General features: G+C 63.2%; 11 protein-coding genes. 5 read left to right on the top strand and 6 right to left on the bottom strand.

All coding sequences use genetic code 11. The features are described 5' to 3' along the window. The first annotated feature begins 386 nt into the window (after nt 1-386). Nucleotides 387-1,655, top strand: a complete 1,269-nt coding sequence (locus tag NKH60_RS23655) for a class I SAM-dependent methyltransferase (protein ID WP_352471295.1) — start codon at nt 387-389, stop codon at nt 1,653-1,655. Here NKH60_RS23655 and NKH60_RS23650 read toward each other — a convergent pair whose 3' ends face one another. Together NKH60_RS23650 and acs are read right to left on the bottom strand one after the other, a co-directional pair. Beyond that, a complete protein-coding gene (locus NKH60_RS23650) occupies nt 1,656-2,399 on the bottom strand; it encodes an MOSC domain-containing protein (protein ID WP_352817503.1) in 744 nt (247 codons plus the stop codon). It lies immediately after the preceding gene. After that, the gene (gene acs / locus NKH60_RS23645) at nt 2,399-4,354 is read right to left on the bottom strand and encodes an acetate--CoA ligase (protein ID WP_352817506.1); all 1,956 of its coding nucleotides are present in this window, start codon (nt 4,352-4,354) and stop codon (nt 2,399-2,401) included. The genes NKH60_RS23650 and acs overlap by 1 nt, the downstream gene beginning before the upstream one ends. A gap of 306 nt (nt 4,355-4,660) precedes the next feature. Between acs and NKH60_RS23640 the strand changes: the two genes are divergently transcribed. Continuing rightward, nucleotides 4,661-4,933, top strand: a complete 273-nt coding sequence (locus NKH60_RS23640; RefSeq protein ID WP_023678111.1) for an usg protein — start codon at nt 4,661-4,663, stop codon at nt 4,931-4,933. A gap of 45 nt (nt 4,934-4,978) precedes the next feature. Here the strand turns inward: NKH60_RS23640 and NKH60_RS23635 are convergent, their stop codons facing one another. Beyond that, the gene (locus tag NKH60_RS23635; protein WP_352683663.1) at nt 4,979-6,013 is read right to left on the bottom strand and encodes an aldo/keto reductase; all 1,035 of its coding nucleotides are present in this window, start codon (nt 6,011-6,013) and stop codon (nt 4,979-4,981) included. A gap of 55 nt (nt 6,014-6,068) precedes the next feature. Further along, a complete protein-coding gene (locus tag NKH60_RS23630) occupies nt 6,069-7,250 on the bottom strand; it encodes an MFS transporter (RefSeq protein WP_352471291.1) in 1,182 nt (393 codons plus the stop codon). 137 nt (nt 7,251-7,387) lie between these two features. Between NKH60_RS23630 and NKH60_RS23625 the strand changes: the two genes are divergently transcribed. After that, the gene (locus NKH60_RS23625) at nt 7,388-8,296 is read left to right on the top strand and encodes a LysR family transcriptional regulator (protein ID WP_352767523.1); all 909 of its coding nucleotides are present in this window, start codon (nt 7,388-7,390) and stop codon (nt 8,294-8,296) included. Nucleotides 8,297-8,356: 60 nt separating this feature from the next. Here NKH60_RS23625 and NKH60_RS23620 read toward each other — a convergent pair whose 3' ends face one another. Together NKH60_RS23620 and NKH60_RS23615 are read right to left on the bottom strand one after the other, a co-directional pair. Continuing rightward, entirely contained in the window at nt 8,357-9,406 is a 1,050-nt protein-coding gene (locus NKH60_RS23620) for an aldo/keto reductase (protein WP_352834054.1), read from the bottom strand. Between the two features lie 109 nt (nt 9,407-9,515). Then, complete coding sequence (locus NKH60_RS23615) at nt 9,516-10,178, bottom strand: YggS family pyridoxal phosphate-dependent enzyme (protein WP_352834051.1); 663 nt, start codon at nt 10,176-10,178, stop codon at nt 9,516-9,518. A gap of 146 nt (nt 10,179-10,324) precedes the next feature. Here NKH60_RS23615 and leuS point away from each other — a divergent pair, with 146 nt between their 5' ends. Then, nucleotides 10,325-12,949 carry a leucine--tRNA ligase gene (gene leuS, locus NKH60_RS23610; RefSeq protein WP_352834048.1) on the top strand — a complete coding sequence of 875 codons (2,625 nt, stop codon included), beginning with the start codon at nt 10,325-10,327 and terminating at the stop codon, nt 12,947-12,949. After that, nucleotides 12,936-13,517, top strand: coding sequence for an LPS assembly lipoprotein LptE (locus NKH60_RS23605; RefSeq protein ID WP_352613270.1), 582 nt, complete (start codon nt 12,936-12,938; stop codon nt 13,515-13,517). Before leuS ends, NKH60_RS23605 begins: the two co-directional genes overlap by 14 nt. Nucleotides 13,518-13,549: the final 32 nt, after the last annotated feature.

Genomic DNA, 13,549 nt, shown 5'->3' with positions numbered 1-13,549 from the left:
GGACAACAGCCCAAAAAGGAAAAGGCCGCCGCTTCTCGCGAAGTCGGCGGCCTTCCGTGTTTCCGTCCATGGCGCGGCTCCTGGCGGCGACGGTTGGTCGCCAGCCGCGCATCTCGCGCCTTAACGGGAAGACTGCTTCCCGAAAGTGCGATCCGCTGAGGCCACGTTCTGGAAAACGAAATCACTCGACATCGGATCACCTCCTTTCGATTTGTTGAACACTTCCTCATGATGGGGTGTCATCCGGCAAATGGCAAGGCGCGGCACTCGAAAATCCTGAACAAGCGTGCTTGTGCACTCGGGCGGCTTGCGGCCGGCCGATCGGGCAGGCAAGATCGAGCCGCGATTGTTCCGGGCCGTTATTTGCCGGGTAAGGGAGGACGGGGATGGAGGCAGCCGAGAGAGCGGCCCGGATTGTTCGGACGGTCATCGAGACGCTGAAGCCGGGTTTCGCGGTGAGGCTGTGGACAGGCGAGCGGATCGGCCCGGCTACCGGCCCGGTGCTCACTATCAACGACCAGGACATCGTCTGGCAGATCGTACGTCGGCCCTCTTTATCGACGCTGATCGAGATGTGGATTGCCAAGGCGGTCGACGTCGAAGACGGATCGCTGTTCGATTTCTACGCCTTGCCCACGCACGGCAAGCTCAGGACGAAGCTCAAGACATTGCCGAAGCTGGCGATCCTGCGCGACCTGCCGGCGGTGCTGTTTTCGCGAAAACAGATGACGACGCGAACCGATCTTTCCGGCCGCAATCCTTTCGTCAGCGGTTCGAGCAAGGAGGCGATCCAGCATCATTACGACATTTCCAACGCATTCTACCGGCTCTTCCTCGACGAGCGCATGGTCTATAGCTGCGGCTACTTCAAGGATTTCGCCAACGATATCGATCAGGCCCAGAGAGACAAGCTCGACCATATCTGCCGCAAGCTTCGCCTGAAGCCCGGCGACAGATTGCTCGACATCGGCTGCGGCTGGGGAGCGATGCTCATCCATGCGGTGAAGAATTATGGCGTCGTCGGCCACGGCGTTTCGCTATCGGAAGCACAGACCGAACTCGCCCGTGAACGCATCCGCGCCGCCGGGCTGGAGGACCGCATCACCATCGAGATCAAGTCCTATGCCGAGCTGTCCGGCTCCTTCGACAAGATCTCCTCGATCGGCATGTTCGAGCATCTGGGGCTTGCCAACCATGCGGCCTATTTCTCGAGGATCCATCGCCTGCTCAAGCCCGGCGGCATCTATCTGCACCACGCCATCACCCGGCGCGACAAGGGCAGCTTGAAGAAGACGCTGCGCAAGGGGCCGGAATTCAAGGCGCTGATCAAATACATTTTTCCGGGCGGCGAACTCGATACGATCGGCATGACGCTCGGCAATCTCGAGGCGCACGGCTTCCTCGTCTACGACGTCGAAAACTTGCGCGAGCACTATGCGCGCACCTGCAGGCTATGGGCAGAGCGTCTCCACGCACGCTTCGACGAAGCCATCGCCGAGGTCGGCGAAGCCAAGGCGCGGCTCTGGCTGCTTTATCTGACCGGTTGCTCGATCACCTTCGAACGCGCCTCGGCGCAGATCTTCCAGACCGTTGTCACTAGGCGCGCGCGCGGCCCGAGCGGCCTGCCGCCGACGCGGGCGGATTTGTATCGATAGCTACAGGAGGCGCATCGTGGCGCCGATCTCGACGCGGGCCGGTCGGTCGACGGTGCAGTAGACGCCGAGGTTATGGGCGTTGTGGCGGACCAGGCTGCGCAGGATTGCCGGGTCGTGGTCGAACCCGTTCTGGCCAATGATGGTGAAGCCGCAGCGGCGGCACGGCTCGGAGATGGTCAGGAGCAGGTCGCCGATTGCCAGCTTGCACCCGATCCATTCCGTCTCGGGAAACGACCCCTCGACCTCTGGCATATCGACGACGATGTTGGGGCGGAAGCGGCGCGCGTCGGCGGCGCCCTCTGGATGCAGCACTTTCAAACGCGCCAGTGAGGCGGTGGTCAGCAGATGAATAGGGGTTTTGACGTAGCGTTCCGTCAGCAGGGGGCCGAGGTAATCCGGAGCCGCATTTTCCCGGCGGAACGGCCGGATGGAAGCCGCAAAGCCGAGATACGCGGAAACCGCGCGATCACTTTGCGCGCCAGGTGCCGAAAGCCAGCGTCCGTCGGGGATGGCGACCTCCAGCCTGCCGGCCTGCGACAGCCGGGTGCGGATGCGGGGCACCTTGTGCCATTTCGCTTCGCGGTCGGGCCGCGCGATTTCATCGGTCGAGGTATCGACAAGACCAAACAGGCGGTCGCCTTCGACGGTATACCAGTCGACGGAGATCGCCTCCTGAAACTCGCCGGCGAGCGAGCTCGCGGGATAGCGCCAAAGCTCGGTGACGGCGCCCAATGCGGGTTGCATCAGCCCTTCTTGTTTTGCCGGTTGGCGATCAGGTCGTCGACGACTGCCGGGTCGGCGAGCGTCGAGGTGTCGCCGAGCGCGGCAAAATCATCCTCGGCGATCTTGCGCAGGATGCGCCGCATGATCTTGCCGGAACGGGTCTTCGGCAGGCCGGGCGCGAACTGGATCTTGTCGGGCGAAGCGATGGCGCCGATCTCCTTGCGGACATGGGCGACGAGCTCCTGGCGCAATTCCTCGCTTGGCGTCTCGCCGGCCATCAGCGTGACATAGCAGTAGATGCCCTGGCCCTTGATATCGTGCGGGTAGCCGACGACGGCGGCCTCCGAGACCTTCTCATGCGAAACCAGCGCCGATTCGACCTCGGCGGTGCCCATCCGGTGGCCGGAGACGTTGATGACGTCATCGACGCGGCCGGTGATCCAGTAGTAGCCGTCAGCATCGCGGCGGCAGCCGTCGCCGGTGAAGTACCTGCCCTTGTAGGTCGAGAAATAGGTCTGTACGAAGCGGTCGTGATCGCCATAGACGGTGCGCATCTGGCCCGGCCATGAGTCGGCAATGCAAAGGTTGCCGCTGGCTTCGCCTTCCAGTACCTTGCCGTCGGCGTCGACCAGCTGCGGCTTGACGCCAAAGAAGGGCCGCGTCGCCGAACCCGCCTTGAGGTGGGTGGCGCCCGGAACCGGCGTGATCATGATGCCGCCGGTCTCGGTCTGCCACCAGGTGTCGACGATCGGCACCTTGCCGTTGCCGACGACGTTGAAATACCACTCCCAGGCTTCCGGATTGATCGGCTCGCCGACGGTGCCGAGCACGCGCAGCGACTTGCGCGACGTTTTGGTGACATGGGCATCGCCGGCGCCCATCAGCGCGCGCAGCGCCGTCGGCGCCGTGTAGAAGATGTTGACCTTGTGCTTGTCGATCACGTCCCAGAAACGCGACTGCGACGGGTAGTTCGGCACGCCTTCGAACATCAGCGTGGTGGCGCCGTTGGCGAGCGGCCCGTAGACGATATAGCTGTGGCCGGTGACCCAGCCGACATCGGCGGTGCACCAGTAGATATCGCCCTCATGATAGTCGAAGACATATTGGTGGGTCATCGAGACATAGACGAGATAGCCGGCGGTGGTATGCAGCACGCCCTTCGGCTTGCCGGTCGAGCCGGATGTGTAGAGGATGAACAGCGGGTCCTCGGCGTTCATCTTCTCGGGCTTGCATTCGGCCTTAACCGTGGCGACCTCGTCATGGTACCAGACGTCGCGCCCGGCGGCCCAGCCGGTTTTGCCGCCGGTGCGGCGCACGACCAAGACCTTTTCGACTTTCGTTCCGGCCTTGGCGGCGATCTCGATCGCCTTGTCGGTGTTCTCCTTCAGCGGGATAGTCTTGCCGCCGCGCAGGCCTTCGTCGGCGGTGATGACGAAGGTCGACTTGCAGTCGTCGATGCGTCCGGCCAGCGCATCCGGCGAAAAGCCGCCGAAGACAACCGAATGAATGGCGCCGATGCGCGTGCAGGCGAGCATCGCATAAGCGGCCTCCGGGATCATCGGCATGTAGATGGTGACGCGGTCGCCCTTCTTAACGCCGTGCTTCTTCATCACATTGGCGAGGCGGCAGACATGTGCGTGAAGTTCGTTATAGGTGATCTTCCTGTCGTCGTAGGGATTGTCGCCTTCCCAGATGATGGCGGTCTGTTCGCCGCGCTTCTTCAGATGCCGGTCGATGCAGTTCCACGAAACGTTTGTCTGGCCATCCTCGAACCATTTGATCGAAACCTTGCCGTCGAAGGACGTGTTCTTGACCTTGCTGTAGGGCTTGAACCAGTCGATGCGCTTGCCGTGCTTGCCCCAGAACTTGTCCGGGTTGTTGACGCTGTCGGCGTACCATTTCAGGTAGGCGTCATTGTCAATCAGCGCGTTCTTCTTCCACGCCGGCTGGACGCGATGGACATGAACATCGGACATTTCTTCGCCTTCCTCCCCAAAACCAAACCGCCGGCTTGACCGCCGGCAGGATCGCGGCGATGCGGCCGCGAATTCGCGCGCATTATTAACAGTTCGGCGGTGACGGCAACATTAGACGTTGGATTCGCGCGGCGGGATGCCGCAGGTGCCTTGCCCGGCGGTGTCAGCACTCTCGTGAGGCGGCTGCTAAGCGCATGTTTTTGCGGGAGGAATCTGATTTGATCGTAGAAATATCAATAGACGAATAAGCAAATGGGGTGCACAATTTCAGGCTGGGAGGAAGGAGAATCAACCAGGGGACCGGCAATGCGCGACCATTCAGAAATGGACCTGATGCTCAAGGGCTATGGCTTGACCACGGCCAAGATTCTTTATCACTTCCCAGATCATCCGCATCTGCTGCAGAGCTTCATCTGGCAGGATTACGACATCGCCCCGAAATTTCCCGTGCTGATCCGCTTCATCGAGTTCTGGAAGGCCAAGCTCGAAGGCCCGCTGCATTCGGTCAGCTACACGCACCAGAAGCTGATCGCGCCGAACGAATGGCGCAAGGTCGACGGCGAGTTCGTTCTGCATTAGCCGGGCGGGCGGCAGTCTGGGAGCCGCCGCCCAGCTTTTGGAGCGTCAGACTGCGGGCGGGTTCAGCCGGGCAAAACCCTCCTGCCGGCGATAGGGAAAATACGGATAGGGTGCGGTGACCTCACTTGCCGTGTCGAGCTTCTTCATCTGCTCGGCTGTCAAGGACCAGCCGACGGCGCCGAGATTCTGGCGCAACTGCTCCTCATTGCGCGCGCCAATGATGACGGAGGCGACGGTCGGCCGCTGCAGCAGCCAATTGATGGCGATCTGCGGTATGGTCTTGCCGGTTTCCTCGGCGACAACATCAAGCGCGTCGACGACCCGATAGAGATGCTCATCCTCGACGGGCGGTCCGAAGCTTGCCGTGTCGTGCAGCCGGCTTTTCTCAGGCAGCTTCTGGCCACGGCGGATCTTGCCGGTCAGGCGGCCCCAGCCGAGTGGGCTCCACACCAGCGCACCGACGCCCTGGTCGAGGCCGAGCGGCATCAACTCCCATTCATAATCGCGTCCGACCAGCGAGTAATAGACTTGATGGGCGACGTATCGGGGATAGCCATGTCTATCCGCCAGGCCGAGCGACTTCATCACTTGCCAGCCGGAAAAATTGGAGACGCCGACATAACGCAGCTTGCCGGCGCGCACGAGACTGTCCAACGTCGACAGCACCTCCTCGATCGGTGTTGCGGCGTCGAAGGCGTGCAGTTGCAGCAGGTCGATGTAATCGGTGCCAAGACGCTTCAGCGCGTCTTCGACGGCCTTGATCAGGCGTGAACGTGACGAGCCGGCATCGTTGGGACCGTCGCCCATCGGCAGCGAGGTCTTGGTCGAGATCAGCACGGCGTCGCGGCGGCCCTTGATGGCAGCGCCGAGCACTTGTTCGGAAGCGCCATTCGAATAGACATCGGCGGTGTCGAACAGGTTGACGCCGGCCTCAAGGCAGATGTCGACCAGCCGCCGTGCTTCCGCCGCATCGCTGTTGCCCCAGGCACCGAACAGCGGGCCTGAACCGCCGAAGGTTCCAGCGCCGAACGAGAGCACCGGAACCTTCAGGCCTGATGCGCCAAGATTTCGATAATCCATGGGTTTGCTCCTTGTGGAAGGATGGCTGTTTCAAAGATTGGCTCAGGTTTGCGTTCTATGACCGCGCGATTTCCGGTGTAGCGAGGACAGGATCTCGGTCGAGACGCAGCGCAAACGCCGCTACGGCAAGCGCTGAAAGTGGCAACAGCGCCGCGACCCAGGTGACGGCACCGAGGCCGGGACCATGGGCGATGACCACGCCGCCGAGCCAGGCGCCGGCCGCATTGCCGAGGTTGAAGGCGGCGATGTTGAAGGATGAAGCTAGGCTCTGGCCGGCGCCTTGCGCCTTCTGCAACACCCATAACTGTAGCGGCGCGACGGTGGCGAAGGCGGCGGCGCCGAGCAGGCCGACATAGATAACGGCCATGACCTGGCTGTGCAGGGCGAAGGTCATGGTGCCGAGCACCAGCGCCAGCACGACGAGACTGCCGAGAACGGACGGTACCAGCCAGCGATCGGCGAACTTGCCGCCGGCGAGGTTGCCGGCGATGAGGCCGCCGCCGAAGACCAGCAGGATCGGCGACACCGCTGTCTCGTCAAAACCGGTGATCTCGGTCAGCAACGGGGCGATGTAGGTGAAGACGGCGAAGACGCCGGCATAGCCAAGCACGGTGGTGGCAAAGCCAAGCAGGACCGGCGCGCGGCCGAGCAAGGCGAGATCGGCGCGCAAATTGCTCTTCTCAGGCTCTGTTCGGCTGCGCGGCACCAGCAGCAGAATGATGGTAAAGGCGGCGATGCCGACCAGGGTCACCGCCCAGAAGGTCGCGCGCCAGCCGAAGGCTTGGCCGAGCCATGTGCCGAAGGGCACGCCGAGGATGTTGGCGATGGTCAGGCCGGTGAACATCAGGGCGATCGCCGAGGCTTTCTTGTTGGGCGCCACCAGTCCGGTCGCCACGACCGAGCCGACGCCGAAGAAGGTACCGTGGGCGAAGGCGGTCAGTACGCGCGCACCCATCAGCGTCCAGTAGTCTGGGGCAAGCGCACAAGCGAGGTTGCCCAGCGTGAAGATCGCCATCAGCGCCAGAAGCACGGTCTTGCGCGGCCAACGGCCGGTCGCGATCGTCAGCAGCGGCGCGCCGATGACGACGCCCAGCGCATAGCCAGAAATCAGCTGGCCGGAAGCTGAGATCGAGACGCCGAGATCGGTGCTGACGTCGAGCAGCAGGCCCATGATGACGAATTCGGTGACGCCGATGCCAAAGGCACCGGCGGCAAGAGCGTAAAGAGCAAGGGGCATGGCGGTTCCCACTTCGATGACGACCAGTTTTGACGACGGGCGCCGTGTCCTCCCACGCCCCGATCCGGAAGATCGTGCCGCGATGTGCTGTGAACCAGCCTTGCATCGGGCACATCGTCTGTGAAATAGATTCACCAATGGCCAGGCCCGACATCAATCGCTCCGGCGAGATCGAAGTGTTCGTCCGCGTCGTCGAGGCGGGCAGCTTTTCAGCCGCTGCCCGCGCGTTGCGGATGACGCCGTCGGCGGTGAGCAAGCTGATCGCGCGGCTGGAGGCGCGGCTTGGTGCGCGGCTGGTCAGCCGTTCGACGCGCAAGCTGCAACTGACGCCGGAGGGGGCGGCGTTCTTCGACAGCGGCGTGCGCGTCCTTGCCGACATGGCGGCGGCCGAGCGCGAGGCAGCGGCGGGTGCCGCGCCGCGTGGCCGGCTGCGGATCAACAGCTACGTGCCTTTCGGGCAGCATCGGCTGATCCCGCTTTTGCCGCGTTTCCTAGAGCGCTACCCCGAAATCTCGGTCGATCTGGTGTTGACCGACGATGTCATCGACCTGATGGAGGAGCGCGCTGACGTCGCCATCCGCGCCGGGCCGCTCGGCGAATCACGGCTGGTGGCGCGCAAGCTCGGGCAGAGCCGGGTGGTCGTCGTTGCGGCGCCATCGTATCTCGAAGCGCGTGGCACGCCCAAGACGCCCGCCGACCTCGATCGTCACAACCGGATGGGATTCCGTTTCGTTCGTCACCTCGAGGGCTGGCCTTTTATCGACGCGGCCGGCAAACCGATCACCCTGTCGATCATCGGAAATACGCTGGTCAGCGACGGCGAGGCGATGCGGCTGATGGCGCTCTCGGGGGCGGGCATCGCCCGGCTGGCACGCTGGCATGTGGAGGCCGACATTGCCGCCGGCCGGCTGCTGCCGCTGCTGGAAGAGTTCAATCCCGGCGACGAGGAACTCACCCACGCCGTCTATGTCGGCCAAGGCAAGTATCTGCCGGCGCGGGTGCGGGCGTTTTTGGACTTTTTGGTCGAGACTGTCCGGCTGACTTGAGCCCAAAAAAAGATAGGGAGCCTGCCGGCTCCCGAAGCATCAAATCGAAGGTAAATTGAACTACTTTTTCGGCACAAAGGGCGCCGGCCGCCGGCCGGCCGCCTGACGCTCCAGCATCCAGCCCGGGTATTCGGCGGGCAGGGCACTGACTTCGTCGAGGCGAACAAGATCATCGGCATCGAGCTGCAACTCGGTGGCTGCAAGGTTCTGTTCCAGCTGCTCCATGCGGCTGGCGCCGATGATGACGCTCATCACGAATGGCTTGGCCAGGACATAGCCGAGCGCCACCGTGGCGACGCTGACGCCGTGCTTGACGGCGATCTCGCGCATGACAGCGACCGCTGCCCAGGCACGGTCCTCATTGACCGGCGGGAAATTGAAGCTGGCGCGACGGCCCTCGCCATTGCCGGGGGCGCCCGGTCCGTATTTGCCGGAGAGCAGGCCGCCAGCCATCGGCGACCAGACCATCAGCCCGAGTTTCTCCTCGTTGAGCAGCGGCACGATTTCGCGCTCGAGATCGCGGCCGGCGATCGAATAATACGACTGCACGGTCTCGAAGCGGGCAAAGCCTTTGCGCTCCGCAATACCCAGCGCCTTGGCGATGCGCCAGGCCTGCCAGTTCGAGACGCCGACATAGCGGACCTTGCCGGCGGCAACCAGGTCGTCGAGCGCCCGCAGCGTTTCGTCGATCTGCGTCACCGTGTCGGTGCCGTGCAGCTGGTAGAGATCGATGTGATCGAGCTGTAGCCGCTCGAGGCTGCTCTCGACCGAATCCATGATGTGGCCGCGCGAGGAACCGCGCTGGTTCGGGCCGCCGCCCATGGCGCCATGAACCTTGGTGGCGATGATCACGTCCTGACGGTTGACGCCAAGGTTCCTGAGCGACTGGCCGAGAAGCCGTTCCGAGGCGCCGAAGGAATAGACATCCGCCGTGTCGAAGAAATTGACGCCGGCGGCGAGGGAGCGGGCAACGATCTCGTCGACGCCCTTCTGGTCGAGGCTGGCGATCAGGCCCCATTGGGCATTGTCGCCGGCCGCGCCGAACGTCATCGTGCCGAGGCAAAGTTCGGAGACGAACATCCCCGTATTTCCAAGTTGATTGTAACGCATGGTGGCTCCAGACGGGTTGAGAATAACTCGACCCATATAGGAACGAAACGTTCCGTTTCTATACGCTGGCTTAGTCAATGTCAGCCTGTGGCCTAAGGTCGGCTGCGCCTCATCTGGCGCCGAAAATCGCCGATCCAACCCTGACACTGGTCGCGCCGAAGGCGATCGCGGTTTCGTAGTCGCCGGACATGCCCATGGAGAGCTTGTCGACGCCGGCCTCGAGCCCAAGCTTTTCCAGCAGCGCGAAATGCGGACCGGGGTTCTCGTCGGCCGGCGGAATGCACATCAGCCCTTCGATGGCGAGGGCGTGAACCGAGCGGCAGCGGGCGACGAAGGCGACAGCCTCGCGTGGCTCGATGCCGGCCTTTTGCGGCTCGGAGCCGGTGTTGACCTGGACATAGAGCCTTGGCGTCCTGCCCTGCCTGGCGATTTCCTTGGCCAGCTCTGCGGCGATCTTTTCACGGTCGATGGTTTCGATGACGTCGAACAATGCCACCGCTTCCTTGGCCTTGTTCGATTGCAGCGGACCGATCAGATGCAGCTCGACGTCGGGAAACGCCGTCCGCAGTGCCGGCCATTTGGCTTGTGCTTCCTGGACGCGGTTTTCGCCGAAGACGCGCTGGCCGGCCTCGATGACGGGGCGGATATCGGCGGCGTCGAAGGTTTTCGAGACCGCGACCAGCGTCACCGCTCCGGCCTCACGGCCTGCCTCGCGCTCGGCGGCAGCGATCCTTGCCTTGACCGTGAAAAGCTGTTCGGCGGCGCTCGCCATGCCTATATCCTGCCTGTGTTTGGCTTTTCGCCGGATCGCCGCAGTTGACGGGTCCGGCAATCCATGGTGAACACCGCGACGACATTTCCTGAGCCGCCCGGGCATTGTCCGGCGGCTCGCGCATGCTTTTAAGTGAAAAACACCCGATGGCAACCGAACGATACAATCCGCGCGCGTCAGAGCCCAAATGGCAGAAGGCCTGGGACGCCAAGAAGCTGTTCGAAGCCGACAATGACGACCCGCGCCCGAAATACTACGTGCTGGAGATGTTCCCCTATCCGTCCGGGCGCATCCATATCGGCCATACCCGCAACTATACGATGGGCGATGTGGTGGCGCGCTACAAGCGGGCCAAGGGTTTCAATGTGCTGCACCCGATGGGCTGGGACGCCTTTGGCATGCCAGCCGAAAACGCGGCGATGCAGAACAAGGTCCATCCCAAGGACTGGACCTATCAGAACATCGCCGCCATGCGCGAGCAGCTCAAGGTCATGGGCCTGTCGCTCGATTGGGCGCGCGAGTTCGCCACCTGCGATGTCGACTACTATCACCGCCAGCAGATGCTGTTCCTCGATTTCGTCGAGAAGGGGCTGGTGACGCGCAAATCCTCCAAGGTCAACTGGGATCCGGAGGACATGACGGTGCTTGCCAACGAGCAGGTCATCGACGGACGCGGCTGGCGCTCAGGCGCGCTGGTGGAACAGCGCGAGCTGACGCAGTGGTTCTTCAAGATCACCGATTATGCGCAGGATCTGCTGGATTCGCTCGATCAGCTCGACGACTGGCCGGAAAAAGTGAAGCTGATGCAGGCGAACTGGATCGGCCGTTCAGAAGGGCTGCTGATCCGCTGGCCGCTGGTCAAGCCAATCGCCGGCGAGCATGAGCTCGAAGTCTATACGACCAGGCCCGACACCATCTTCGGCGCGTCCTTCATGGCGATTGCGGCCGACCATCCGCTGGCCAAAAAGGCCGCCGAGGACAATCCGGCGGTGGCAAAGTTCATCGACGAAGTCCGCCATATGGGCACTTCGGCGGCGGCCTTGGAGACGGCCGAGAAGAAGGGTTTCGATACCGGCACTCGCGTCGTCCATCCGTTCGACGAGAGGTGGACGCTACCCGTCTACGTCGCCAATTTCGTGCTGATGGACTATGGCACCGGCGCCATCTTCGGCTGCCCGGCACATGACCAGCGCGACCTCGACTTCGCCAACAGATACGGCCTTCCGGTCATTCCGGTGGTGATGCCGGAAGGCGAGAATCAAGGAAGCTTCCAGGTCATCGACGAGGCTTACGTCGATGATGGCGCGATGATCAATTCGCGCTTCCTCGACGGCATGAAGCCGGATCAGGCATTCGACGAGGTGGCGAAGCTGCTGGAACAAAGGACCATCGGCAACCGGCCGATGGCCGAGCGCAAGGTGAATTTCCGCCTGCGCGACTGGGGCATTTCGCGCCAGCGCTATTGGGGCTGCCCGATCCCGATGATCCATTGCGAGGATTGCGGCGTGGTGCCGGTGCCGAAAGCCGACCTGCCGGTCAAGCTGCCGGACGACATCGAGTTCGACCGGCCGGGCAATCCGCTCGATCGCCATCCGACATGGCGGCACGTCAAATGCCCGCGTTGCGGCAAGGATGCGCGGCGCGAAACCGACACGATGGACACATTTGTCGATTCTTCGTGGTATTTCGCGCGCTTCACCGCGCCGTGGGCAAACGATCCGACCGATCCCGAGGCCGCGACTGAATGGCTGCCGGTCGACCAGTATATTGGCGGTATTGAGCATGCGATCCTGCATTTGCTCTATTCGCGCTTTTTCACCCGCGCCATGCGCGAGACCGGCCATGTCGATCTCGCCGAGCCGTTCAGGGGCCTGTTCACGCAAGGCATGGTGGTACACGAGACCTATCGGGTTGGCGGCGCCTCGAACGGCCGCTGGCTTGCGCCAAGCGAGGTCAGGCTGGAAGACGCCGACGGCAAGCGCCGCGCCTTCGAAATCGCCACCGGCGAAGAGGCGGTGATCGGTCCGCTCGAAAAAATGTCGAAGTCGAAGAAGAATACGGTGAGTCCGGAAGAGATCACCGACGGCTACGGCGCCGATACGGCGCGCTGGTTCATGCTGTCGGACTCGCCGCCCGAGCGCGATGTCGAATGGACCGACGAGGGTGCGGCCGGCGCGCATCGCTTCATCCAGCGCATCTGGCGCCTGGTGTCGACGGCTGCCGAATCGCTCGCCGGAGTCCGGCCAGAGGCGGCGAAGGACGGCGAGGCCGGGACAGTGTCCAAGGCCGCGCACAAGATCCTGAAGTTGGTCGGCGAGGATATCGAAAAGCTCGCCTTCAACCGCGCCATCGCCCGCATCTATGAGCTCGCCAATGCCTTGACCGTACCGCTCAACGAGGCGGCAGAGGGCAAGGCCGGTCCGGCCCTGCAAGCGGCCTGCCGTGAGGCCGTCGAGATCCTGGTGCACCTGATCGCGCCGGTCATGCCGCATCTGGCCGAGGAGTGCTGGCAGACGCTCGGCGGCACCGACCTTGTCGCCGAACGGCCCTGGCCGGACTACGATGCCTCGCTTGTCGTCGACGCCGAGATCGTGCTGCCGGTCCAGGTCAACGGCAAGAAGCGCGGTGATTTGACAATTGCCCGCGACGCGGACCAAGGTGCGGTCGAAAAAGCGGTTCTGGCTCTCGAGTTCGTGCAGAAAGCGCTCGAAGGTAAGGCGCCGCGCAAGGTGATCATCGTGCCGCAGAGGATCGTCAATGTCGTTGCCTGATCCGAAAAAAGCGGAGCTGACGCTGCGCCGTGTCGTGCTTTACGGGCTGCTCGCCTCGGTGGCGCTGGTTTCCGCCTGCACGGTGCGGCCGCTCTATTCGAGCGCGCCGCTGATCGCCGGCTCGCAGGTCGGCGCCGCTGCCGAGCTGGCATCGATCTCGGTCAAGCCGGTCAAGACCCGCTACGCCCAGCAGGTCCGCAACAATTTGATCTTCGCGCTCGGCCAGGGCGCCGGCGAGCCGGCTTCGCCGGTCTATTCGCTTGATCTCGGCGTCTCCGAACTCGTCGAATCGGCGGCAATCGAGCAGGTCACGACCGACGAGGACGAGCCGACCGCCGGCACTGTGACGCTGACTGCCAACTATGTGCTCAGCGATGCCAAGACGGGCACGGTCATAGCGAGGGGCAAGCGCTCGATTCCGTCGTCATACGACAGGCCGCGCCAGGAATTCGCGTCATACCGGGCCCAGATCGACGCCGAGAACCGTGCGGCGCGCGAGCTGGCAGATGTGCTGCGGCTGTCGATTGCCCAGGATCTGATCAAGCACGGCAGGCCGGCGGCAAGCTAGGTCTTTCCAGAGTGCGCAATCTGCAAAAAAAG

The organism is Mesorhizobium sp. M1006, from assembly GCF_040318825.1.
GTDB lineage: Bacteria > Pseudomonadota > Alphaproteobacteria > Rhizobiales > Rhizobiaceae > Mesorhizobium.
Note: the sequence above shows the minus strand (reverse complement) of the source record. Positions and strands in the feature narration are given on the sequence as shown.

Excerpts from the sequence above, each read along its gene's own strand:
- NKH60_RS23655 (WP_352471295.1), top strand. The coding sequence starts at position 387 with ATGGAGGCAGCCGAGAGAGCGGCCCGGATTGTTCGGACGGTCATCGAG.
- NKH60_RS23650 (WP_352817503.1), bottom strand. The coding sequence starts at position 2,399 with ATGCAACCCGCATTGGGCGCCGTCACCGAGCTTTGGCGCTATCCCGCG.
- acs (WP_352817506.1), bottom strand. The coding sequence starts at position 4,354 with ATGTCCGATGTTCATGTCCATCGCGTCCAGCCGGCGTGGAAGAAGAAC.
- NKH60_RS23640 (WP_023678111.1), top strand. The coding sequence starts at position 4,661 with ATGCGCGACCATTCAGAAATGGACCTGATGCTCAAGGGCTATGGCTTG.
- NKH60_RS23635 (WP_352683663.1), bottom strand. The coding sequence starts at position 6,013 with ATGGATTATCGAAATCTTGGCGCATCAGGCCTGAAGGTTCCGGTGCTC.
- NKH60_RS23630 (WP_352471291.1), bottom strand. The coding sequence starts at position 7,250 with ATGCCCCTTGCTCTTTACGCTCTTGCCGCCGGTGCCTTTGGCATCGGC.
- NKH60_RS23625 (WP_352767523.1), top strand. The coding sequence starts at position 7,388 with ATGGCCAGGCCCGACATCAATCGCTCCGGCGAGATCGAAGTGTTCGTC.
- NKH60_RS23620 (WP_352834054.1), bottom strand. The coding sequence starts at position 9,406 with ATGCGTTACAATCAACTTGGAAATACGGGGATGTTCGTCTCCGAACTT.
- NKH60_RS23615 (WP_352834051.1), bottom strand. The coding sequence starts at position 10,178 with ATGGCGAGCGCCGCCGAACAGCTTTTCACGGTCAAGGCAAGGATCGCT.
- leuS (WP_352834048.1), top strand. The coding sequence starts at position 10,325 with ATGGCAACCGAACGATACAATCCGCGCGCGTCAGAGCCCAAATGGCAG.
- NKH60_RS23605 (WP_352613270.1), top strand. The coding sequence starts at position 12,936 with ATGTCGTTGCCTGATCCGAAAAAAGCGGAGCTGACGCTGCGCCGTGTC.